The 23,023-nt window shown below is 59.5% G+C and carries 20 protein-coding genes and 1 pseudogene; 1 reads left to right on the plus strand and 20 read right to left on the minus strand.

The features are described from left to right. Nucleotides 1–6 precede the first annotated feature (6 nt). The 5 genes from LRS56_15965 to LRS56_15985 all read right to left on the minus strand — a co-directional run bounded on the left by LRS56_15965 (nt 7) and on the right by LRS56_15985 (nt 7,060). Nucleotides 7–2,157, minus strand: coding sequence for a lipase family protein (locus LRS56_15965; protein ID WDU60411.1), 2,151 nt, complete (start codon nt 2,155–2,157; stop codon nt 7–9). 15 nt (nt 2,158–2,172) lie between these two features. Beyond that, nucleotides 2,173–2,943 carry a hypothetical protein gene (locus LRS56_15970; protein WDU60412.1) on the minus strand — a complete coding sequence of 257 codons (771 nt, stop codon included), beginning with the start codon at nt 2,941–2,943 and terminating at the stop codon, nt 2,173–2,175. After that, nucleotides 2,940–3,773: a DUF4123 domain-containing protein gene (locus LRS56_15975; protein WDU60413.1), complete on the minus strand. Its 834-nt coding sequence runs from the start codon at nt 3,771–3,773 to the stop codon at nt 2,940–2,942. Before LRS56_15975 ends, LRS56_15970 begins: the two co-directional genes overlap by 4 nt. After that, the gene (tssI, locus tag LRS56_15980; protein ID WDU60414.1) at nt 3,773–5,791 is read right to left on the minus strand and encodes a type VI secretion system tip protein TssI/VgrG; all 2,019 of its coding nucleotides are present in this window, start codon (nt 5,789–5,791) and stop codon (nt 3,773–3,775) included. The genes LRS56_15975 and tssI overlap by 1 nt, the downstream gene beginning before the upstream one ends. Nucleotides 5,792–6,085: 294 nt before the next feature. Beyond that, on the minus strand, nt 6,086–7,060 hold the full coding sequence (locus tag LRS56_15985) for a diaminopimelate epimerase (protein ID WDU60415.1): 975 nt from the start codon (nt 7,058–7,060) through the stop codon (nt 6,086–6,088). A gap of 144 nt (nt 7,061–7,204) precedes the next feature. On the opposite strand from LRS56_15985, the gene LRS56_15990 reads away from it, so the two are divergent. Continuing rightward, nucleotides 7,205–8,356, plus strand: coding sequence for an MFS transporter (locus tag LRS56_15990; protein WDU60416.1), 1,152 nt, complete (start codon nt 7,205–7,207; stop codon nt 8,354–8,356). Between the two features lie 9 nt (nt 8,357–8,365). Here LRS56_15990 and LRS56_15995 read toward each other — a convergent pair whose 3' ends face one another. The 15 genes and pseudogenes from LRS56_15995 to LRS56_16065 all read right to left on the minus strand — a co-directional run bounded on the left by LRS56_15995 (nt 8,366) and on the right by LRS56_16065 (nt 22,958). Next, complete coding sequence (locus tag LRS56_15995) at nt 8,366–9,130, minus strand: type III secretion effector protein (protein WDU60417.1); 765 nt, start codon at nt 9,128–9,130, stop codon at nt 8,366–8,368. A 321-nt stretch (nt 9,131–9,451) separates the two neighbouring features. Beyond that, nucleotides 9,452–9,613: a type III secretion effector protein gene (locus LRS56_16000; protein ID WDU60418.1), complete on the minus strand. Its 162-nt coding sequence runs from the start codon at nt 9,611–9,613 to the stop codon at nt 9,452–9,454. 264 nt (nt 9,614–9,877) lie between these two features. Further along, nucleotides 9,878–10,543, minus strand: coding sequence for a hypothetical protein (locus tag LRS56_16005; protein ID WDU60419.1), 666 nt, complete (start codon nt 10,541–10,543; stop codon nt 9,878–9,880). A gap of 420 nt (nt 10,544–10,963) precedes the next feature. Continuing rightward, the gene (locus tag LRS56_16010; GenBank protein WDU60420.1) at nt 10,964–13,369 is read right to left on the minus strand and encodes a TonB-dependent siderophore receptor; all 2,406 of its coding nucleotides are present in this window, start codon (nt 13,367–13,369) and stop codon (nt 10,964–10,966) included. A 96-nt stretch (nt 13,370–13,465) separates the two neighbouring features. Further along, nucleotides 13,466–14,419 carry a FecR family protein gene (locus LRS56_16015; protein ID WDU60421.1) on the minus strand — a complete coding sequence of 318 codons (954 nt, stop codon included), beginning with the start codon at nt 14,417–14,419 and terminating at the stop codon, nt 13,466–13,468. A gap of 29 nt (nt 14,420–14,448) precedes the next feature. Then, on the minus strand, nt 14,449–14,949 hold the full coding sequence (locus LRS56_16020) for a sigma-70 family RNA polymerase sigma factor (GenBank protein WDU60422.1): 501 nt from the start codon (nt 14,947–14,949) through the stop codon (nt 14,449–14,451). Nucleotides 14,950–15,040: 91 nt separating this feature from the next. Beyond that, nucleotides 15,041–15,685: a CGNR zinc finger domain-containing protein gene (locus LRS56_16025; protein ID WDU60423.1), complete on the minus strand. Its 645-nt coding sequence runs from the start codon at nt 15,683–15,685 to the stop codon at nt 15,041–15,043. 96 nt (nt 15,686–15,781) lie between these two features. After that, nucleotides 15,782–16,396: an adenylyl-sulfate kinase gene (cysC, locus tag LRS56_16030; GenBank protein WDU60424.1), complete on the minus strand. Its 615-nt coding sequence runs from the start codon at nt 16,394–16,396 to the stop codon at nt 15,782–15,784. After that, nucleotides 16,393–17,621: pseudogene (locus LRS56_16035) on the minus strand (MFS transporter). Before LRS56_16035 ends, cysC begins: the two are co-directional and overlap by 4 nt. 10 nt (nt 17,622–17,631) lie before the next feature. Continuing rightward, nucleotides 17,632–18,402: a class I SAM-dependent methyltransferase gene (locus tag LRS56_16040; GenBank protein WDU60425.1), complete on the minus strand. Its 771-nt coding sequence runs from the start codon at nt 18,400–18,402 to the stop codon at nt 17,632–17,634. Nucleotides 18,403–18,409: 7 nt separating this feature from the next. Next, complete coding sequence (locus LRS56_16045) at nt 18,410–19,546, minus strand: hypothetical protein (GenBank protein WDU60426.1); 1,137 nt, start codon at nt 19,544–19,546, stop codon at nt 18,410–18,412. Beyond that, nucleotides 19,543–20,268 (minus strand): SDR family NAD(P)-dependent oxidoreductase, encoded by a 726-nt coding sequence (locus LRS56_16050; GenBank protein ID WDU60427.1) that lies wholly within the window; start codon nt 20,266–20,268, stop codon nt 19,543–19,545. The genes LRS56_16045 and LRS56_16050 overlap by 4 nt, the downstream gene beginning before the upstream one ends. A 10-nt stretch (nt 20,269–20,278) precedes the next feature. After that, nucleotides 20,279–21,007, minus strand: a complete 729-nt coding sequence (locus LRS56_16055; GenBank protein ID WDU60428.1) for a sulfotransferase family protein — start codon at nt 21,005–21,007, stop codon at nt 20,279–20,281. After that, complete coding sequence (locus LRS56_16060) at nt 21,004–22,080, minus strand: transaldolase (GenBank protein WDU60429.1); 1,077 nt, start codon at nt 22,078–22,080, stop codon at nt 21,004–21,006. Before LRS56_16060 ends, LRS56_16055 begins: the two co-directional genes overlap by 4 nt. A 128-nt stretch (nt 22,081–22,208) precedes the next feature. Further along, on the minus strand, nt 22,209–22,958 hold the full coding sequence (locus tag LRS56_16065; protein ID WDU60430.1) for an HAD-IA family hydrolase: 750 nt from the start codon (nt 22,956–22,958) through the stop codon (nt 22,209–22,211). Nucleotides 22,959–23,023 lie beyond the last annotated feature (65 nt).

Here is a 23,023-nt window from a genome sequence, read left to right on the forward strand (position 1 = left end):
GCTGGGTCAGACGATCGAGTCAATATCCAGCGGTTGCGCCCTTCCCCACTCGGTATGCAGGGGTTCCGGGATGCTGGCGACCTGCACCGGCTCACGGTTTTCTCGGTGGCTGAACCAACGCTTGAGGCTGGGCTGCAAGTGCGCGACTTGCGCGTAGCTTCCATACACCTCACGCGCCTCCAGCCGACGCCAGCGCAGGCTGGCGAGCCGCTCACGACTGGTATGCAAGCGGTCGATCTCGACGTTCAAGGGCTCGTGGTACTCATAGGCCCGGTCATTGACCGGGCGCCGACGAGCCAGCTCACGGCGTTTGTCTCGCAGCTGTTGGCGCATGGTCTCAAGGGCATGGTCGAGCAATGCAAACTCCCTGTCCGTCACCAGCGGGCCATTACTGTCGAGGGTTTGCTGCCAGCGCCGGAGCGTCGCCCAGGCGGCCGGGATGTAGCTGGCGGTCATAAAGTGCTGGTTGGCCTGGAACAGCTGTTTCAGCAGATTGTCACGCTCGGGCATGTCACCGTGGAGTTGCAAGGCACGATTACAGCCGGCCTCCTCGATGGATTCGCAGCCCGGTTTCCACAACACTGAGGCGTGCGTGCCGTCCGGCAGCACGATCGGCATGAAGTGTTGTTGTTCACCATGGTGCTGGTAGGGGTTAGCGCCGATACGTACCAGCCCTGCAGCGAACAGCAGTCCGCCCGGTACGGGAGCGGCAAATAGCGTGACCGCGCCTGGAATCCAGAGCTTGGCGGTGGTGTTCATCCACGGGGCCGGGACACTGGGTACCGGGTCGTTGTGGTTGACGATACGGTGATGGACTAGGGCGGCGGCGCCAGTGGTGAACTCGGCGTCGGCTGCGCGGGGCGCGCCGTAGGTGTAGAGGAGGATGTTGTAGTTGCGATCAGGGATACGGCGCAGCCCTTCTGCCAGCAGCAAGGCGATGGCGCCACCCAGGCTGTGGCCACATATTACGATGCGCTGGCCGATGTGAAACTGATCAAGGTATTGCATTACAAAATCACGCATCGCCCGATAGGCTTGATAGAACCCCTCGTGCGCCTTACCAACGCCGTCAACGAATGGCACTTGGTGGGCGTTCGCATCCCGTAGTGCATCGGCTTTGCTGAATGTACCTCGCACAGCGATCAAGATTATCTCTTCGTGGTGAGTGATGAAGGCTTGGGTGTCAGTGCCGAACTGCTCGTCATCAAAAAAATGCAAGCGCGCCGGGTACTCCTGTTTCTCCTCCAGTTCCGGGCGATTTTGTGGGTATGACTCAGGATCGAAAGGCAGGATTTCAAAACGGCGAGAGTAAGGTACGTCCTCATAAACCGGATAAAACCGCTGTATTTGCGCGGGGTCGACTCGCCAGGCTTCCTGATAACCGGAAAGCTGTTCGGCAAACAGATTGCCAACACTTGGACTCAGCGGAAAGCAAACTTCACTCACCGGTTTCTTACGCGGCTCCTGCCCAAAATCGCAATAGCTCAACGCCGCCATCCATGCCAATTGATAGAGGTTCAAGGCGCAAAAGTTGTCTTCATTAGAAAGCATGGGGCGCAAGGCTCGCAGTGGCCGCACCTCCAGAACGGTATGGTTATTGGGGAACAGCACGACCCCGGCCAAGGCTGGTTGGGGCGGGCCGAATCCCAGATCGGCGATCATTTTTAACGCATGACGTTTGGGTTGATGAGCCCTAGGAGCCATCGGAGGTAAGTGGGCGGTCTGCCGGACCAAATCACGTACTTCAACTTGATAAAATCTATTGGCTTGCCGCTGAGCAGGGTTATTCTCGATTCTGCGCCCATCCTCTGCTACAAACCGAGTTTGTTCGGCTCGACATTGAAGTTCGGTGATAGGAAGCTTGTAAGTGCGGCGCTTCATCAAGTGATGATACGGCTGCTCCAGGCCTGAATAGAGGCCTTCAAAAACAAGTACTACAGGGCCGCAATAAATATCTGACAACTTGGCGAAACCGTCTCCATTCAATCGGCCTTTGTACTGTTGCCCTGCACTGTCGTAAATACTGTAGGGCAGACCACCATAGGGCTTTCCAGCCCCAAGCTCATCAACCAGGCCAAAGCTCACCCAATGTCCGCGCAATGCGCAGGCAGGTTTACTGTCACTGAAAAAAGATTGCTTCCGTGCGTCCAGACTCATGGCTCTTGCTCCTTGTCAGTTGCACGATGGGTAGATATCGCAGATGCGGCCATCAGGCATTTTTATAGGCTTAAAATCAGTGGTGTTACCGCCGCAGTAAGCATACAAATCTTCGAAACTACTCCCTCTACAACGCCTCCAGCCGCCGGGAACAGCGATCCAGTTATCGTCAAAAGCGGGTTGTTCCTCGTCACTCAACGTCAGCACCATCCTGAGTGTTTTCCCCGGCAACTGATCGCGTTGTGCAGCGCCTCCTGCCAGCGTTTCCAGTTGGCGCGTAGCGTTCCACGAACGGCATTGCAGGATTTTCCTGATCGCATGAAGAGGACCTGCCGTCCGGAACCACCACTGACAAAGACCAGACAGCTCCAGAACACCCGACGCGGGCATTGCGGCTGTATCCAGACGATCCGCGATACCGATGCTGCCAAAATCTCCCCCGGCATCCCAACTCCGCGTTCCCCACTTCCCAAAAAAATCAAACTCAATGCCGCTCAACACCAATGGGCAGCCCTCCACCGTTTCAGTGAGCGGCAGCTGATAACTCACCCGACCGGCCACTGGGTTGTATTCCGTAAAAAAGACCTTCCTCTCCGGCCTCTTGCCTCGCCGCGGCGGCAACGTGCAGGTCTCCCCGGTGGCCGGCCGGTAATTGGCGGCCGTTTTCAGTTTGAATTGCGCAGGCAAATCCACTTCCAACGTAAAACTGTCCACCGGCTGCCCCACACACCCCGAAAGCCCCGCCATACCCAGCGCCAGCAATATGCCCCACCTCATCCTGCTCATTGTTTCTGCCCTTCCACGCGCCACTGCTCAACCACCCGTTCAAAGTGATCCCCCGGTGTTTCTCCCTCCCTCGGCGGCCACCGAATCACACTGCTGCCCGTGGCCTCTTCCAAACGTCGTACCACGAGGAACTCCAACTGCTCAGAGCCGCTCCACTGCCAGGCACGCGCCTGTTCCAGCACTTGGGCCAGCCAGATTTTCGGTTCATGGAATTCCACCAATGCCGCCAGTACTTCACTGTGTTCGGCCAACAGGTAGCGCAGGATATTGGCGTGCAAAATGGCCGTGGCATTTGGATTTGGCGTGTTCAGCCATGGGGCGGGATCGGGCACCGGATAATCACCGGGCGCAGGGTTATCGCCGCACTGCCAACGGCCGTCATGCCAGTAGCACACACTGATCAAGGGCCCGAGAAATACCGGCCAGTGCTCCACAGCCAGATGCTCCAGTGCGCGAGCCAGCGTGCGGTTGTCGTGGAAGCGGTAGAGCACGTGATCACCCTCCGGCCCTACCAGTAACCGGTCGCGCCAATGCCGTGTCACGTTCGCCAGGTCCTCATCTGGCAAACTGCCCAGCCAGCCCCAGTTGGTTTGCGGGCGTTGCAGCAGGTTGAGCAGTGCCGGTTCACTCTCCTGCTCCAGCAGCAGGACCACCGGGCCTGCCGTCGCCAATTGCGCCAGAACGCCCTCGGCATAGAGGTTGCGATACTGCGCCAGGGTGCGCACCGCCAGCAGCAACGGGCGTGCGTCGTCGCAGCCCTCCAGGATCAAGCACAGCCGGCGTCCAGCCTGTTGCTGTCGGGCCATCCATTGGGCCGGCATGCTCGGCATCAAGCGGCCCTCCCTGGCAGATCGCATAAGCCTTCACGACAGTGTTCGCACACCGGGCAGACATCCGCCCCCAGTTGCCTGGCGAGGTCCAGGAGCGCGCCTTGCACTACGCTGATTTTCGGCGAACCGGCCCCCGCAAGGACACTGGCGAGCCGGGTCACGGACGGTGAGCCACCCTGGATGATCGGGCGACTGCTGAAGATCCCACCGGCCTGGATCACCAGATGCTCGCCGCCCGCCTTGAGGCTCAGCTGGGTGCCCGCATCGATAACCAGGCTGGCCCCGGCCTTGACGTGCAGTTGCTGCCCTGCTTCCAGCACCAGGGTTCGGCCGACGTGAGTTCGGCTATCGCCTTGCACATCGAGGTGGTCGCTCGCCTTGAGCACTACTTTTCGATCACCCGTGACGTGGCGATGCTCCTCGCTTTCCAGGTGAACGGTGCTTGAACCCCGGATGATCTCAAGCCGTTCCCCCGCCACCTCCAGGCGGCTGTCGTGGCCAACCTGCTGCTCCAGGTCCCGTTCGGCGCGCAGATAGATCAGCTCCTCGCCGCGACGGTCTTCCAGGTGCAGTTCGTTGGCGCCGCCGCCCGCCAGGGAACTGCGGCTGCGCAGCACACTCCGGGTCTTGTGCTGCGGCAAGGGATAGGGCGGCCGGTGCTGCGCATTCGGCAGGCAACCGTTGATCAATGGCCGATCCGGGTCGCCCTCCAGAAAGGTCACCAGCACTTCCATGCCGACCCGCGGGATCATCGTCGCGCCAAACCCGTCGCCGGCCCAACCGGACGCTACCCGTACCCAGCAACTGCTTTTGTCATCGTCCTTGTCCTGGCGGTCCCAGTGAAAACGCACCTTCACCCGACCATACGCATCACAGTGGACTTCCTCGCCGACAGGCCCGGTCACTGTTGCGGTCTGGCTGCCATGGATAATCGGTCTGGGATGTTTGAGGGGCGGTCGATACACCGCTCGCCAGGGGGTTGCAGTGAAGCGATTGCGATACCCCTGGAACACCGTAGCTTCAGGCGTCGCCTCCTCCAGCACCTGCGGCTGATAACCCTCGTGACGTACCGAATTGATCAGCCACAAGTCGTTGCAGGGCGGATCGGGATGCTCACGTAACTCGAGAAAATGCCCACTGCGCAGGGCCGGCTGATCACTCTTGCCCACTACCCGGTATTGGGTGCTTTGATGGCGCTCCAACCCACGCTGCGCCAAACGCTTGCCCTGGACATGCCCGCTGAACCCGCCGGGGTAGCTATAGTCCTCAAGGGGCTGCGCCGAGGCAGCGCCAGCGCTCGCTTGCAGGCGCAGCGAAGGGTGTTCGAAGTCATGGTCACGGTGCACCACTTTATGACTGCGGGTGGCCAGTCGCACATCGAAACGCTGGATAACCGGCGTGTCGGCCTGTGGTCCATCGGCTGGGCAGTAACGCTGCACGGGCAAGCGATGAAAGACGGTCTGGTCATCGCCGAATACCAGCAGATGAGCGTCTGCGCGGTGGCGAAAGTGATAGTGAATGCCCTCCTCTTCGCACAGCCGCTGAATGAACTGCAGGTCGCTTTCCGCGTACTGCACGCAGAACCTGCGCGGCGGATACACCACCGGCCCCAGTTCGAACACATAGGCATCGGCCAGAATACCGTGGTGTTCGAGTACGGCGGCGATGATTTGCGGCACGCTGCGCTGCTGGAAAATCCGCTGGTCGCGCCGGTAAGCAAGGCTGGCCAGGCGCGGTGCCAGGGTCAGGTGATAGCGGGTAAGCCGTCGACCAGGGTCATCTCGACCGATGGCATATACCTGCCCATGCAGACCTGCGTCAGCCTCGCCAAAATCCAGGTAGGCGGGTTGATGGAGCATCGTCTCGAGGTCAATCGATGGGTTTTCACTGACCAACTGAACCTGTATGAAAAACGGCTGGTCAAGCACCTCGCTGCCTTTGAAGGCCAGTACTTGGAAGTCGGTACTCATACTTGAAACAATCAATTTGAAACGTGACGCAACAAACGTATTAACCATCCGTTGTTACCCGCCTTACTTACGACACTGAAAGACTTCCTCCCGTGGAATAAATTGCCGAGAAAAAGTGCCTGAACGCCCTGAAGCTTAGCGATTCCAGGCAGAAATCGGCCGTAAAAAATCAAAAAAGAAGTTTCGTACACTGAAGTTGGAAAGGTCTTTTACAAAATATTAAATCGAATCAAATAGCCACTTCTTAACAACAAGAAATGCCCTACACAAACAATCAAACTACATAACTAATGAATAGAGAAACGCCTCACACCAACTTAGGGCATGAGTCGTTAAAAAACATTACGCCTGCGGCTGGGCAGTCCCGAACAGGCTGACGCTCAGTAATGTATCGGCCTGAACATGCAAGCGCACTGGCGCAGTGCCACCCGGCATCACCACAGCGACTTCGCCATGCTCGACCCAACCCGCACGCCACGCTGCACAAGCCACAGCACTGGCGCTGGTTCCGGAAGACGCAGTGGGCCCCTCACCTCGCTCGAACACCCTTGCGATCACTCGGTTACCGGGCTGACGCGCCGCCCATTGCAAATTGACCCCGGCCACACAAGGCCGGCCGTCGCCTTCGGGGGGCGCGAAGGCAATCGCCTTTAGTGGCTCGAACAGGGCTGGCTGTTGCATCGGCAGGTTGTCGGGCAAGGCCGATACGTGCTCGACCAACGTCACACAATGGGGGTTGCCCACCCGCACAAACTGACTGTGCGCCCAGTGTGGGTTGATCGCTGCCAGCTCGCTCACGTGGCTGAGTTCGTCGCCGCCCTCAACGCCCTGCGCGCCCACGGCCGATGGCCCGAACTCGGGCAAACCCAGCGCCAGCCAGAACCCCGCAACCTGCTCATACACCGCAGGTGTCACCAGGGTGGCAACCGGTGAGGGTGCATCCGATTTGTCATGATGCACCCGCAACTCACTGGCCTCGGTCATCAGGCCCTGATCGGTGAGCGCCTGGGCAAAGATCGTCAAGCCGTTGCCACTGCGCTCGGCCAGTGAGCCGTCGGTATTGACGATCAACAGGTCAAACGGCGGCTCGGCCTGGAATGGCCCCACCAGCAGCCCATCACAGCGATGCGCCTTGGCACCGGTTGGGCGTGGCATTGAGCCCCAGCCGCACTCCCGGGCAATGGCCGAAAGTGTCCAAGCCTTGCGTGTACTCGCGGCCAAGGCCGCGCTCTGGGGTAACTCGATACCCTGGTTTCTCAAGGCGGTCGGGCTGACCACGCCATAAATGTTGCCACGGGCATCGTAGAACGGGGTCATTGAGCATCCACCTTGACAGTCGCAGGTTATAGAAACGTAAGCAGGCCGTTCGATTGTGAGGGAACCCGACTCGCCCACCAATGCCTGATGTGCAAGGATGTCACGCCGGACATCGTTCGTTGAACGCAAAACCAAGGATTTTTCATGACTGCCATCCCCACTTCTGCGCCCGTGGTTCCCGGGCGACTGGAGCAAATGTCGACCCGTATCGCTTTTTTCATCGCCGGTTTCGGTATCGCCGCCTGGGCACCGCTGGTGCCGTATGCCAAGGCCCGCGCCGACCTGAGTGAAGGCACCCTGGGCCTGTTGCTGCTGTGCCTGGGGGTGGGTTCGATCATCGCCATGCCCGCAGCGGGCGCATTGGCTTCGCGCTTTGGCTGCCGTCGCGTGCTGAGCGCCGGCACGATCATGATCTGCCTGGCGCTGCCGATGCTGGCCACGGTCACTTCGATACCTTTGCTGATAGCGGCGTTGTTCCTGTTTGGGGCCGGCCTGGGCACGGTGGATTCCACGGTCAATTTACAGGCGGTGATCGTCGAGCGAGCCAGCGGCAAAACCATGATGTCGGGCTTTCACGGGTTGTTCAGCCTGGGCGGGATTGTCGGTGCGGCAGGTGTCGCAGGGCTGCTGGGCCTGGGCCTTTCACCGCTGCAGGCGACCCTGGTGGTGATCGTCGTGATGATTGCGGCGTTGCTCAAGGCCGGGCCGCACCTGCTGCCTTACGGCAGCGAGAGTTCGGGGCCGGCCTTTGCGATACCCCACGGCGTGGTGCTGTTTATCGGTTGCCTGTGTTTTATTGTATTTTTGGCCGAAGGCGCGGTGCTGGACTGGAGCGCGGTGTTCCTCAGCGCCGAGCGCGGCCTGGACGAAGCCTACGCTGGCCTGGGTTACGCGGCGTTTGCCTTGACCATGACCGCCGGGCGCCTGACCGGTGATGCCATCGTGCGGCGCCTGGGCGCGACCCGAGTGATCGTGATCGGCGGCGCGCTGGCCACCGCCGGTATGTTGCTGGCAACCTGGTTCCCCGCGTGGGAAACCGCACTGCTGGGGTATGCGCTGGTGGGCGCCGGTTGTTCGAATATCGTGCCGGTGTTGTACACCGCCGTCGGCAAGCAAAAGGTCATGCCGGAACATATTGCCGTGCCAGCCATTACCACCTTGGGTTACGCGGGCATTCTTGCCGGCCCCGCCGTGATTGGTTTCATCGCCCATGGCAGTAGCCTGAGCACCGCCTTTGTGCTGATCGCGGTGTTGTTGGCGGCCGTGTCCATCAGCGGCAAAATCCTCAAGGTGTAAGCCGGCGCGTCAGCGGGCTTTATGCGCCTCGTCCTGCTCCAGCCAGCGATCGAGGCTTTTGTTGCTGAGCCAGCCTTCCTTGTGCGGCGGACCAAACAACCGGGCGCCGCTCGCACGCGCCAATGCAGGCAGCAACCCCGGGCGCTCAAGAATGTTCTTTGCCGTGTAGACGCAGAGTTCGCTGTACTTGGGCCGGGGCATGCCCGTAGACGGTTCCAGCACCGGTGCGCCCAGTTGATCCACATCGTACGGGTCCTGCATGACCGCCTTGAGCGTGGCAATTTCGAGGTACTGGTGGTGCTCGAAGAGAAAGGTGCGGTCCCTGGTCTTGTCTCGCAATTGCTCGAATTGACCTTGCAGGGCTTGCACCACTTGGGCATTGCCATGGGCATGGAACGGGTCCTGGCTGAACAGGCTCGGGGAGCTGTTGCCCTGTAACGCCTGGGCGGCTGCCGCAAGGCTGTCGCGGGTGATATCACCGTCGCGACTCAGGATTGCGTCGCTCAACCGCGGGCGCTTGAGGATTTCCCTGACCACCGCCACCGTTCGGTCCAGCGCTTCGCTTTCACCGGTGTGCCGAGCGGCAACCCGCTGCAGCGACGACCAGGTCAAGCGCCCGTCATTCAGAAAGGGGTGCAGCAGGCCAAAGGCTTTTTCCAGGGCCGTCGCCAATTGGCTGTCGGTGGACGTTATGCCGGGTGGGGACAGGTTCGCACGGGCCACGGGGAAGTTCTGCAACGTGCGGTGATGCAGCACCGACAAGGTTCCGCGCAACAGCAAGGGCCTGCGCGCAGGCTCCTGCGGGGGCGCGGGATGGGTCTCGTTCCTGGCATCAGTGGGCACCGACGCTGATCGTACGGCCGGGCCGTCCAGGAGCAGGGGCCGGCTGTGAGGTAGTGCACCCTCGACTGTCATGGGTTTTCTCCAACTCTTCTCAGATACTCGCCTGCCGGGTGATCGCCACCATGGCGACCGAAATCATCGAATTGATTCCATTCAGACAAGCACCACCTGTGTGGTTGGATGAACGTGGCAGTTCCGGTTATTGCACGCCTACCCATGACAGCATGTAAAAATCGCCGCCACGCAAGGTGGTCAATCCAGCGTGTGCCTGCGCCACCAGGCCGCCAGGCTATTGATCAATCCGGTGTGTTTCAGCGAGTTGCCGCCATAGCTTTGCCCGTCGGCGAGCATGCCCCGGTAAAAGTCATCGGCAACCGGCGCCTGGAATTTGCGCTGGCCGGCAAAAGCCCTCATTCGTCGGGCTTCTGCGGCATGCTCGTTGGTGGGTCCGACCAAGCCTGCCCCTGACGTTTCATGGGTGTTGCGAAACAGCTCGTGACAGCAGGACTGGGGGAATTAAACGAGGTTGAAGTCATTTGCTAGCCCTCACTTGGGATCTGACAAAACGAACGGCCTGATCAAAACCGGTGTGTAGGATCTATGTGGCAAATGCCTGTAAAGAGTTCCTTAAATGATCGAGGCAGACGCCGCAGCCGCATTGCGGCGCCTGACTGTCGATCAGCGCGACAGCTTGCGCAGCGCCTCCCGGTTGATGCGTCCGTCATTGTCGCGGCCGTTGAGGTTGTCCATGGTTCTCAACACCTCGCCGCGCTTGAGCGCTTCCTGGGCCAACCGCGTCAGGTGATCCTGGGCCGAGTTCCCCGTCAGGTTGCGCGCAGCCAGTGTTCTCAGGTCTGTAAAGCTCAACTCTTGCCCTGTGCGCCCACCGTTCAACGCGTCGAAATGATGGAGCATCTCGGCGGCCAACTGCTTGTCGGTGGTGTATTTGAATGGGTTGTTGGAACTGATAATCGCATTCAGGTTTTGCTGGCTGATCCGTCCGTCCAGCGCTCCGGTCGCGCCTTGCCGATCGAGGGCTTTCATCAAGTCCGGGCGCCGCAGCAGCTCGTTGGCCAGGCGAATATTCTCGTTAATGGCGGGGTTGGTGGACGCGCCTTTATTCGCCATCGCATAAATACTGGCGGCGCTGACAAATCCCGGATTCACGGGGTCCTGGAAGGCACTGAAGTTGTTACGCAACTGCCTGGTCAACTCGTTGGGGCTCTTCGATGAGTACTGCGGGTCTGGCCTGCCCGGTGCAACCGGGTACGGGGTGCCGAAATCGGGGCGTTGCGGCCGATGCCCGCCAAACAAGTGCGCCAGCAAATGTTTGAGCTGATGCATGAAGCCCGGCGTCAGAGGAGCGTCGTGATCAGGCTGATTGGCAGGGTTGTGAAGGTCTGTTGCGGTGGGGTACTCGCCGAACACAGGCCCGGACTGAGCGTTGTGAGCATGGAAACTGACGTTTGCAGTGTGGCTGTGCCTGGCGAATGGCATAGCAGATGCCGACGGACTGGCTTTGTCCCTGACGCTGGCATCGCCGTGAGCTTGGTCAGAGGTGCATGAAGCGAATGCGGGGGTGTCCTGCATTGATACCGACATAGGTTTCTCCATTACAGTGGGCGCGATTTTCCGCTATCCCTGTGTGGCCCTTGTGTCGTGATCAGTTCCTGATTCTGAGGAGAAACATGCCTTAACGCTGTAGGAAACAGACAAAAATCGCAACTCCAAAAAGAGCTGCGACTTTTCCTTATCAGGTACGGATCAGAACCCTACGCTGGCCTGTACAAAGAACGTACGTGGCTCGCCCAGGTACAACCCGGCATTGTTATCGCTCGAACGCGTGTAGTGCTGCTGGTCAAAGACGTTTTTCACGCCAACCCCCAGCTTGAGGTTGGACAATTGCTCGCCGAAGTCATACCCACTGCGCACGTTGACTGAGACATAACCCGGGATATCACCGAACTGGCCATCCGCCGTGCCCTGGGTGATGTAGGTGTTGGTGGTGCCCGGTGCGCGCTGGCCGGACTGGGCGTACACATCCAGGTTGTGGGTCCAGTGGTTGATGTCGTAACGCAGCCCCAGGGTCGCCACTTCACGGGAGTACAGCGGCAAGTCACGGCCCTTGAACGGCACGTCGCCCTCGGAGGTGGCCTTGGTGTAGGTGAACCCGGCATTGGCGGTCAGGCCGTCAAGACGTGGGTCCAGGTTGGACAGGTCGTAGTGGGCCGACGCTTCGATACCGGTGTGCTTGGTAGCACCAAGGTTGGTCCACCCCACATCGTTACTGACGTATTGCAGCTCATCCGAGAAGTCGATGTAGAAGAACGTCAGCTCGCCGCCCCACACGCTGTCGTTGTAGCGCGTGCCCACCTCGTAGGTCTTGGCCTTTTCCGGGTTCAAACCGTTGGCGGTCTGGTCGCCGGTGCCGCCCTGACCCAGCTGGAAGTATTGCAGGCTGCCGAACGAGGTCTCGTAGTTGGCGAACAGTTTCCAGGCATCAGACAGGTGATACATCACGCTCAGCGCCGGCAGCGGCTCGTTGTTGTGGATCTCGCGGCGTTTTTCCAGAGTGCGCGGGCCGGTCAGCGGGATAACCGGGCGGTCGTGCCATTCAGTGCGGATGTCTTCAAAACGGATACCCGGGGTGATCGTCCACTTGCCGATATCGATCTTGTTATCGACATAGAAAGCGTTGGCTTCGGTACCTCCGGTGCGGTCCTGATAAACGTGGCCATCATTGCGGCCTACCGGCGTCGGTACGTTATTGACCAGGCTCAGACTGGTGGCCTGCTCGTGCATGCCTTCTTTGAGGTAGCGATAACCCAGGCTGACTTCCTGGGTGCTGGGCCCCACGTCGAACACATGGGACACCCGCGGCTCGATGCCAAAGGTGTAATAGGTGCGCGGGTAGGAACCGAGGGTCCTGAGGTCGCGGTTGGCAATGTTGCTGCCACGGAAGCTGTCGGAATAGTAAGTCAGCACTTCGGCCTGGGTACGGTCATCGATCTGACGGATGTACTTGAAGGACACGTCCTTGCGGCGGCCGCTGAAGTTGTCCCAGTCGCGTACCGATTGGTAGGGGTTGGCGTCGAATTGCTTCTGGGTCAAGCCGCCGGGCATGTCGGCGCTGGCGTCGTAGTAGTGGAAATTCAGCGAGAAGTCGTCTTGATCGGTCGGCGCCCAGTGGGTTTTGAAGATCACATCGTCGATGTCGTTGGAGTTGTTGCTGTTGCGATAGCCGTTGCCGTTGACCCCGGAGTACAGCAGCGCCGCGCCGATGCCGTTGTCGGCGGTGCCGCCGATAAACGCGTTATCGATGTGCTTCCAGCCGCCATGGGCGGAGGTTTGCAGGGTGCTGCCGACTTCGCCGGAGAATTTCTCGGGGATGGCGCGGGTCACGAAGTTGATCACGCCCCCGACGTTCTGTGGCCCATAACGCACGGAGCCGGCACCGCGTACCACATCGATGCTGTCCAGGTTGCCCGAGGAAATCGGCGCCATCGACAACTGCGGCTGACCATACGGCGCGAACGCCGCCGGTACGCCGTCGATCAGCACAGTGGAGCGTGGCGACAGCCGCGACGTCAGGCCGCGAACGCCGACATTGAGGGAAATATCACTGCCGCCGGTGCCGTTGGATTCCTGCACCTGCACACCGGGCACGCGGCGCAGCACGTCACCGACGTTCATCGCGCCCTGCTCCACCATGGCTTCGCGGCGGATCACCGTACGTGCGCCGGGGTGGTTCTGTACCACTTCGGCGTTGGCATCGCCCAGCCAGTCACCGACCACCTTGATGTCGGTAGCACCCAGTTCCAGGGGCGAACCGGCTTCACCGGTGCCGCCGCTCAACGGGCGCAGGGTCACCGAGCCGGCGTCGATCTGGTAATCCAGGCCACTGCCTTGCAGCAGTTGGCGCAGGGCCTGTTCGGGGGACAGGTTGCCGTCGACCGCCGGAGCCTGCTTGCCCGCGACGATATCGGGGCTGAAGAACACTTGCAGCGACGTCTGCTGGCCCAGTTGGCTCAATGCCGCGCCCAGGGGTTGAGCCTGGATATGAATACCGTCGGCAGCGTAGGCCAACGGCACCGCGGCACTGACCGCAAGCGCCAGGGCCAGCGGCGCCCAGCGGGAGATTTTATTGTTGTAGACGGCAAGTTTTTTCACGTCGAACCTAGTCCTGTGATCGCAAGAGTATGCGGCTGTTAATGCAAACCAGTTGCAGTTGCAGGAGAAGACGATGAGCGCGAAAAAACCTGAATGTCAGCGGGAAATTATTTCCTGGCTGCCGTCCGGCAAGGTGCGCAACGCCACCGGCAGGATGTGTGGCAGGGCCTTGAGCAAGGCGTCGGTGTCGTTGGCCTTGAATACACTGGTCAGGCGCAGGTTGCCGACCGCCGGGGTACTGACCCGCAACGGTTGCTCGCGATAACGCGAGACTTCCCGGGCCACCTCACCCAGCGAGGCGTTATTGAAGACCAGCTTGCCGGTGCGCCAGGCTGTCAGTTCCTCGGCGTTCACGGCGTAGGCCGCTGCCACCAGGCCCTGGCTGTCGACGTGAGTGCCGCGGCCCGCCGTCAGGGTCACCAACTCATCCGGCGAACGGCCTTGCACCTTCACGGTGCCGGCCTCAACCACCACACGGGTCTGGTCGTCATCGCGGCGTACATCAAAGCGTGTGCCGGTGACCGTCACCTGCCCTGCCCCGGCCGCCACCACAAACGGCCGGCGGGTGTCGTGCTCGACGCTGAACATCGCCTCACCCTGCTTCAGCTCCACGCCGCGTCGGTCTTTTTCATAGCGCACCGCGACACGGCTGCGGCTGTTGAGGTCCATCACCGAACCATCGGGCAGCGCCACCTGGCGATGTTCGCCCAGGCGGGTGCTGAACTCGGCCGTATACGGTTTGGGCTGGCCGAGACCACTGAACAGTCCCAGCCCCAGGGCGACGGCGACCACACTGGCCGCCACCGCGTAACGCAACACTGCACGGCGTTGGGGGCGCTCGGCCGGTGCTTCGCAGAGTGCCTGCAGGCGGGCCTTGGGCACCAGGTCGGTGGCGGTCCACATGCCTTGCAACACATCGAATTCATATTGGTGTTCAGGCTGCTCCGTGCGCCATGCGTCGAACTGCTCGCGCTCGGCGCTGCTCACGTCGGCGTCCTGCAGGCGTACAAACCAGTGCGCGGCTTCGTCGCGAGTGCGGCTATCCATCATGGAAGGTCCTGTTTCAAAGCGGGCATGGTTCATGGGGCCATCGCGTCCAGGCGGTCGCGTAGATGCCGCAGGGTGCGGATCATATACTTTTCCACCATGTTTTTAGACAAGCCCAGGCGCTCGGCGATTTCCTGCTGGGTCAGGCCCTCGATTTTCTGCCAGATGAAAATCTTGCGGCAGTTGAGCGGCAATTCGGCCAGGGCCCGTTCGATGGAGTCCGCCAACTGGATCGCGTGCATGAAATGCTCCGGGTCACCACTGTCGGGCGAGCGCTGATCACAGGTTTCCAGCGCCATGGCTTCACGACGGTCTTCGCGTCGATAGGCGTCCACGGCTATATTGCGTGCGGTTTGATGCAGATAGGCACGCGGCTGCGCAATATCGATGGATTTTGCCTCAAGCACCCGCACAAAGGTGTCGTGGGCCAGATCTTCAGCCTGCTGACGGTTTCTCAGGCGACGCGTCCAGGTTCCGATCAACTCTTCGTAATGCTGCAAAAAGCCTGTTCTGCGGGGCGGCTGAGGAATCATCGCGGAAGCACTGGGAAGGCGGGGCGTGAATAGTAATGCTTCCTATTAAGCGGAGCAATTACTACCCGTCGTCGCTGCCGTTGCGCTGCAATTATGGCTGGGCGGCCACTTGCTTGAGGCGGCTCAGTTTCTCGCGGCTGCCGCATACGCTCATCTGGCACCATTTGCGCTGCTTGTTCTTGGAGATATCGAGAAACACCCAATCGCAGTCGGTAGCGCTGCAGCTCCTCAACGCTTGGAGATCACCGGACACCAGCAATTGCGTGGCCTCAATCGCCAGACGCCCGATCAGCAAGGTGGTCAATTCCTGCGCCGAGGTGCAGGGTAGCCAGTCCCAGGCAGGCCTGCCGTTGACCGAGCGCAGTATCCGCCAGGCCACACCTTGCTGGAACGCGTGATTGATCTGCTGCAAGGCGTCATCCGGCGCGGCCTGGTTCAATGACATCGGATAGAACGCCGCGTACAGGCACTCCCTGAACGCGATAATCGCGTCCAGGTTCGGCTGATAGGGAATAGGCGATTCAAACACCATGGGCTTGTAGGCATCAAACTCCCGGGAGGAGATTAACGACGCATGTAACGCCCATTCAAAGAAGAATTGAAAACTGGTGAGGCGCTCTTCCTTGAACTTGAGTGCAGTGCCGGGGCGCCGGCCATTGGTGGTATTGATAAAGTCCAATACCCGGGCCCCACCAATCAGACGGATCGATTTTACAGTGCCCGTAAAGTGCGTCATGCCTGCTCCTTAGTAAACGCGGTCTTGCGGCGATGGCGCAGAGTACCTTGTTTTACAGAGTTGCAGACAATGGCAAACCGACGCAAAGACCAACGGCTACGCGTGATCCTCGTTACGTGCAAGCCAATCCAGGATGGCCTCGACAGACTGGTCCACCGACAGCGCCTGGGTATTCAAGTGCACCTCCGGAAACACCGGCAGGTCATAGTTGGAGTCGATACCGGTGAAGTTTTTGATCAGCCCCGCACGGGCTTTTTTATACAAGCCTTTGGGGTCGCGTTGTTCGGCCGTTGCCAGCGGCGCATCCACGTGCACTTCAACAAAAAACTCATTGCCGATGATCGAGCGTGCGTAATGGCGGCTGGCCGCCGAAGGCGAGATCAGCGCCACGATCACGATCAACCCCGCCTCCAGCATCAAGCGGGCAACTTCCGCGACCCGCCGAATATTCTCATCCCGGTCACCGTCGGTAAAACCCAGGTCCCGACACAGCCCGCCGCGCACCGAATCACCATCAATAATGCTGGTGAAGCGCCCTTGGGCCTGCAGGGCGACGTCCAATGCATCCGCGATGGTCGACTTGCCGGACGCGGAGATACCGGTCATCCAGATAACCACGGGCTTTTGCTTCATACGCAGGTGTTCGGCGCGTAGGGGGCTGAACGCAAATGCATGCAAATTCTGGTTTTGACGTTGCGCAAAGTAACTCATGGCTGTTGCTCCTGCGTCACTGAAACCGGTTGTTTACCCAACATGAAGACCATCACGCATTGCACGAACAGCAACAGCGCAACCACCCAATAGACCGTCGAGAACGAACCGGTCAGGTCCTTGGAATACCCCCCAGGAAGTTGCCGCAGACGCCCCCAAGGCCAATCAAAACATTGGCAATGCCAAATGCCTGGGTCAGGCGGTTGACCGGCACGATTTGCCCGATGTAACTGGGGACGAGCCCGAAGATCGGATAAAACGCCAGCGCGAACAAAAACGCCGCCAGGTAGAACAGCGCAATGCTGTTGAAACTGAACACCAGGGCCGCGGCCAGTCCCGCGCTCAAAAAGCACATCGCCAACGACGCCCTGACACCCACCTTGTCGGCAATCCACCCCACCAAGAAGCCCGAGGCCATGCCTACGGCGCCAATGGTGGTCCAGATAAACCCGGTGTCTTGCACCGACACGCCCAGTTCATCCCGAAGGAACGGCGCCAGGTACGTCTGGAACGGCAGCAGCGCCATCCCATTGAGAAAGGCGATGGCCCAGGTCAGATAAAGCGAGCGGCTCAGCCAGGGTTTGTCGCTGCCGACGGCGGTCGAGCGCGCCCCGGAAAACCCGACATCCTGGCCCGCCGCCATGTTGCGCAACAGAAACCAAGCGACCACGCACAACGCCACCGATATCAGGCCGGCGGTCAGCCAGATCGAGCGCCAACCGCCATGCAGGGTCAGAAACGACACCAACAAGCCATTGATGAACACGCCATAACTGGTGCCGCTGGAAATCAGCCCCATGACCCGCGAGCGGTTACCCGGGCTGAATCCCTTGGTGACGATTTCCGCCAACGGGATATACACCGACGCGGAACAGCCGCCGAGCAGAATCAACAGCGCTCCGGATAACCAGATGTTGTCGCTGACACTCAGCCCCAGCAACGCCAGGGACGTCATCACCGTGGACACCAGGCTGATTTTCCAGCCCTCGAAAAAACGGCTGATATAGCTGGTAACCGACGAAAACAGCAGGAAGCCGATCTGCGCGCCGCCGGTGATCACGCCCACCGTGGTGTAGTCGAAACCGATGTCCCGGCGCATGTCCACCACCAGGTTGGCGAACAGATAAACGCCGAACCCATAGGTGCTGGCCACAAAGCCGGTCAACACCACCGCCAGCACCACACTGTCGAGTGTGCGCGGGGTGCTCTGTACGAGTGTGCTCATGGTCTGCCCCCTATATGGCGCGCGCAGTGTGAATGACAAAATCACACTCCATCATGTCGTAGTCACGCTCGAAATCACCGTAACTTTCATGGGCTGAAAACCCGGACGCAAGGACCTGCGTCGCCAATTCACCCGGCAATAACGGGTACACCTTCAGCCGATACTGTTCGGCATTATCAAAGGTGTAGATGAACTCACACAGGTGCTGATCAACCTGCCCGAGGCTGACCGACGCGTTGGTGCCGCAGTAATAGTAATTACCGCTGGCCTTGAACTTGCCGGCGCGAATCGCAAAAAAGTTGCGTTGATCCACAATCAGCAGCCCACCCGGTTTGAGCAACGCCCTGAACTTTTCCAGCACCCTCAACCGGTCGTGCGCGGCAAATACATGGCACAGCGAACTGCCCAGGCACACCACGGCATCGAACCGCCCGAGCACGGTCGGGTCGAGCGCCAGCCAGTCCATGTAGTGCGACTCGATGTCCAGGCCGCGCTCGCGAAAGTTCGCCCGCGCCTTGGTCAGCATCGTGCTGCTGCCGTCGGTGGCGACCACCTCAAACCCCGCTTGCTTGAGCTGTACCGCATGGAAGCCGCTGCCCGTCGACACATCGATCACCGAGCGCACGCCGTGTTCGCGCAGCAGCTTTTCGAAAAAGCCGCCCTCCCCGGCCTTTCTCTTTTCCCAATCAATCAACTCGTCCCAACGCTCGACAAAATCCGCCGAATATTGCGCTGAATAACTGGCAACTTCGTTGTGCTTTTGCTCCGACAACTGATTCATCACACACCTACCAGGTTGAATTTTTGAAAGACAAATACTTGCTCGCCAGCTCGCGGGCGAAATCGGCGGACTGCTCAATCGACATGGTCTTCTTGGAATACCCCAACATCGTTTCCATGACCGCCATGCATTGCGGGTTGTAGGTGACGGATCCATCACAATGAATTTCGTCGATGCCGTCCTGGCTCTGGCAAATCGTATTGATGCGCACCGCCTCGTCCTGAGGACAGGCGTCGGAAAACAGCACTTCAATGCGCCCATCGTGCAGCCGCACCGGATAACCGCCCGGCAGCCCAAGCGGGCCTGGTGCATGCACCAGCACGGGCGTGGGCGAAAACAACCCCTCGATGACGGTGACCGCCGAACAGGCTGTGAGGAACTGCCCATCAACCCCGCCCAGGCGCCGGAATTCGGATTTAACCCCGGAGAAAATCGCCTCGGCAGGCAGGCGGTCGGCCTGCGGCCTGCCGTGCACCTCATACAACAAGCGGTAGCTGGCACGTGGGGGTAGCCCGTCGCGGGGCACGTAGTGGCTGAAGTAATGCTGGGCATACAGCTGCACCTGCACCTCGCTGGGTGAGCACTCCAGCAGCCGGGCAATCGAAAGACGTGTGGCAGGGACCAGGTTGGCGACGTTGCCCACACCGATATCCGGTGCCAGGCCGACCCTGGCCAGAATCGGGTTGACCGCATCGGGGAACGCCGCATTCACGGTTTTGACCGTGATCCCGGAGGCCTTTACCGCCTGCATCAAGCTATGCATCAGCGTCAGGTGCATGGGCAACCAGGGGCCGAACTGTGCCTTGTCGAGTTTCTCGAACGACAACTTGGGCAAGCCGGTGATCACCCGCCATGACTGCAACGACGCGCAGTTCACCAGGATGTCCGGCGCCTCCTCGCGGAGCACCCGCGTGACCCTGCCGATATCCGTCAAGTCGGCGACCACCGGCTTGATTGCAATGTATTGGCCCAACTGCGCACACGACAGCGCCACCAGGTTACACAGCCGAATCGTGGCCTCCTCATTGCGGCCCAGCACCACGAATTCGAAGGCATTTTTCGGCCCGAGAATCTTCAGAATCTGCAGGCACAGATTACCCGCGCCCACCAGCAGCAGCTTTTTCTTGCGCATCGACGGGCTCATCGTGGGTAGGCTCCGTTGTCGACCGGGATGACCTTGCCGGTCATGTGCCGCATGCCTTCGCCGATCAGCAGCAGAATCACCTCGGCAACCCCGCTGGGCAGGATGGGGTCCTTGAGGATTTCCTGGCGCGCATACTCGGCGCGTCGGTACTCGGGGATGGTGTCGTAGATCGCGGTGTCATGGATCAGCGCCGGCGACACGGCGTTTACCCGCACAAACGGTGCGAAATTCCAGGCATTGGCTTTGGTCAGGCCGATCACCGCCGCCTTGGTGGCACCGTAGAGGGCATCACAGCTGCCCACCTCCCCCGCCACCGAGGCAATGTTGACGATGCTGCGCGGCGCTTCGTGCCGCATCTCGCGTTCGGCGAAGTCTTTGGAGAGATAGACCAGCGCCTTGAGGTTGACGTTGAGGATTTCGTCGATTTGCTCGTCGCTGTAGAGGTAAACGCTTTTACCGTGATAAATACCGGCGTTATTAACCAGCCCGTAAATAGTGGTGTGGCGTTCATACAGCATGGGGATAAAACCCTTGATAACTGTATTGTCCGCGAAGTCGGCAACGTGCGTTTCCACTACGTCCACGCCATAACGATGTTGCAACGTAGCCAGGCCCTCGGCGTCCTTATCGGCGGCAATAACGAAATAGCCGTCCTCAATTGCCTTTTCCACGGTCGCCCGGCCAATGCCATTGGCGGCCCCGGTAACAATCAACTTCTTCATACAACAATCCCTATTGGCAAAATTCGTTCATGCGCGCGTAAAACGTGCGATGGTATTCGTACAGCGCCCTTAACTTCGGATGCTCTTCGAGCGTCTGCATATCAATGTGCGGTGTAGCCGGCGAAACAATTCGCTCACTGTTTTCGGCCGCCACGTGCCAACTTCTCCAGGTTTTCCACTGGGGTGGGCATTCACGTTTCCAGGTCAGCGCGTGCGGTAGAAACTCGATACCCAAGTAATCACAGAGTTTACGAATAACGCGTTCGGGTTCGGCAGCAAGGTCATCCGCATTAATCACATACGGGACTGTTCCGGTGAGTTTGGTTACTACACAAAAAATCTCATATAACGCTTTATGCCCGATGGCCTGCATCGGCATATCGGGATGCACCCGATGATGGGAAATAATGCTGCTGGCGGGTTCGCGAATAAGAAAGATGTTGTGTTGTTGCGCCAAAAAACCCACATCAACTTTCAAGTCATCCAGGCAGTGGTAACACATGTCTTTATGAAACACATTTGCACGTTCTTTGGCGGTGAGCAGGTGTTGTTTTATGCCCTGATACGTCGTGGGCAGACTGTGGTCCCATTCATCCGACGGGATCGCCGAATCCTCGGAAAACGCCATGTGAGCGAAGGGCTCGTGGAAGACCTCGAAATCCCCACGCTCGATGAACACACGTTCCAACACGGTGGAACGCGAGCGCGGGTGCGCCCATAACCCGACCATTTTGTTCATGCGATCACCCCGAACTCGGCGGCCAGCAGTGCGTTGAGCGAGCGTTTGAACGGCTTGGCCACGGGGCAGAGTCGAACGCAATAGTCCGTCAGGCGCCGGTGCGCGCTGTTGGCTTCATTGCAGGCGTTGATAAAGGCTTCGTGGTTGCCGAAGTCATATGGCTCGATGCCGTCAAGCAAATAGGCTTCGCAGAAGTACGGGATGCGGAGCAGCTTGGCGAAGGTCGAAGGCGGCGGCTCAAGTGCATCCACCGCCGGCAATACCGGCTTACCGTGGCTTTCGCGCTCGATCAGAAACTCCACCACGTCCGGCGTCAAGGTGTAGCAGGTGGTACTCAGGCCGGTCTTTTCCAGGTGCCAGCAGTGCTTGTTGCCGCGCTCGTCGACATCGATTTTGATGCTGGAAAGCAGGGTCTTGACCGGCACCTTGCAGGCCGTCACCAGCGCCTGTATCTGCTCGTAAATCAGCAATTCGGCCCAGCGCAGCTCTTCGGCGCTCAGCGCCAGGCCACGCTCCGCCGCCTGCAGCGCGAACTCGGGCTGGCAGGAGAAGCGCCCGATCATGAAAGTGATCACGTGTTTGCAATGACGGGTGTCGATACCGTTGCTGCACGCGGTTGCCATGCCCCGCTGTATCGCCTGGATACCGGCCTGGAATTGCGAGACCGTAAAGCAGAAGGTGATATTTACCGAACCGCCCTGGGCCACCAGGGCTTCGACGGTGGCCAAACCCTCCAGGCTGCCCGGCACCTTGACCATTACATTCGGTGCAAGCAGCTGCAGTTCCAGGCCCCTGGCGGTCATGCGTTCGGTGCAACGCACATCCACAGGCTCAACCTGGGCACACATCCAGCCTTCGGCCTGGGCCGATTGAACCCACAGCGGTGCAAGCGCTGCAGCGCCTTCGGTGATCACTTCGTTGTACAGCTTCTTGCGCAGCTCGGCGGGAGACAGGCTCGCCAGGTTAAAGCGCGACGCCCAATACTCGCGTTTTTCGAGGATAACGGCCGTCACCAGCCGAGGGTTGGTGGTCACGCTGCTAAAACCGTTGGCAGGCAAGAACACATCCGGCATCAACTGTTCTATATAAGCGGCCGCTGCGGGGGTACTTATCAAGCAGGTGCTTTTTATACGGCGCGTATACCGCGGTTGATGAATCCCACCAGACTTCTGAACCGGGGTTATTCCGCTTAAGCCGTTCTCTATAACCGAGTGTGTTCACAGCGCCTCCTCCTTGAGTAAGTTCGCTCGTTAATAAGGGTCAACAAATCACGCATATCAGAAAACGGTAGTGCTCCGGCGTCAGCCAACATCGAGTGCCGATCCGGCGGACCGAAACCCAACACGTTGATAGTGGCGGCCACGGCGGCCTGTATACCGGTAACGCTGTCTTCGATAACCAGGGCATCAGCGACATCAATACCGTAAGTGTCACAGGCGGTTAAAAACACCAGAGGGTCCGGTTTCCAACGGCCCAGCTCATAACAACTGAATATTCGCCCTTCAAAGTAAGAAAACAGCCCCGCGAGACGCAGGCAATGTTCGATCTTGTTGCGCGGCGCACTCGACGCTACGCAATAGGGAATCTCCAACGCCTGCAGAACTTCAACAATGCCATCGGTGGCCTTCAAGTGACGCGTCAAGGCATTCAGCGCGTGGTGTCGAAACTGCGATTCAAACTCGCTGTTCAATTCAATATTTAATACGTGCTGCGCTTCATATAAGCACTCCGCAATCTTGCGCCCACGAAAACGCTCGATATAAGTCGCACACTCTAATTGTGTACCGCCCACTGCTTGGGCATTAAGCAAGGTGATCAACACAGACAGGGTGATCTCTTCACTTTGCACGAGTACACCGTCGCAATCGAAGATAACCAACTTGGGCACGCCACTATTGACCGCCACTTTTTCCTGGTCCGGTAGTTCTCCTATAACGGCCGAAAGGCACATAGACATCTCTTATAGGTGGCCCCGCGATGACTTCCGAACTACCAACGGAGCGGGTTGAGGTGTGC

It is taken from the genome of Pseudomonas poae (assembly GCA_028869255.1).
Classification (GTDB): Bacteria; Pseudomonadota; Gammaproteobacteria; order Pseudomonadales; family Pseudomonadaceae; genus Aquipseudomonas; species Aquipseudomonas poae_C.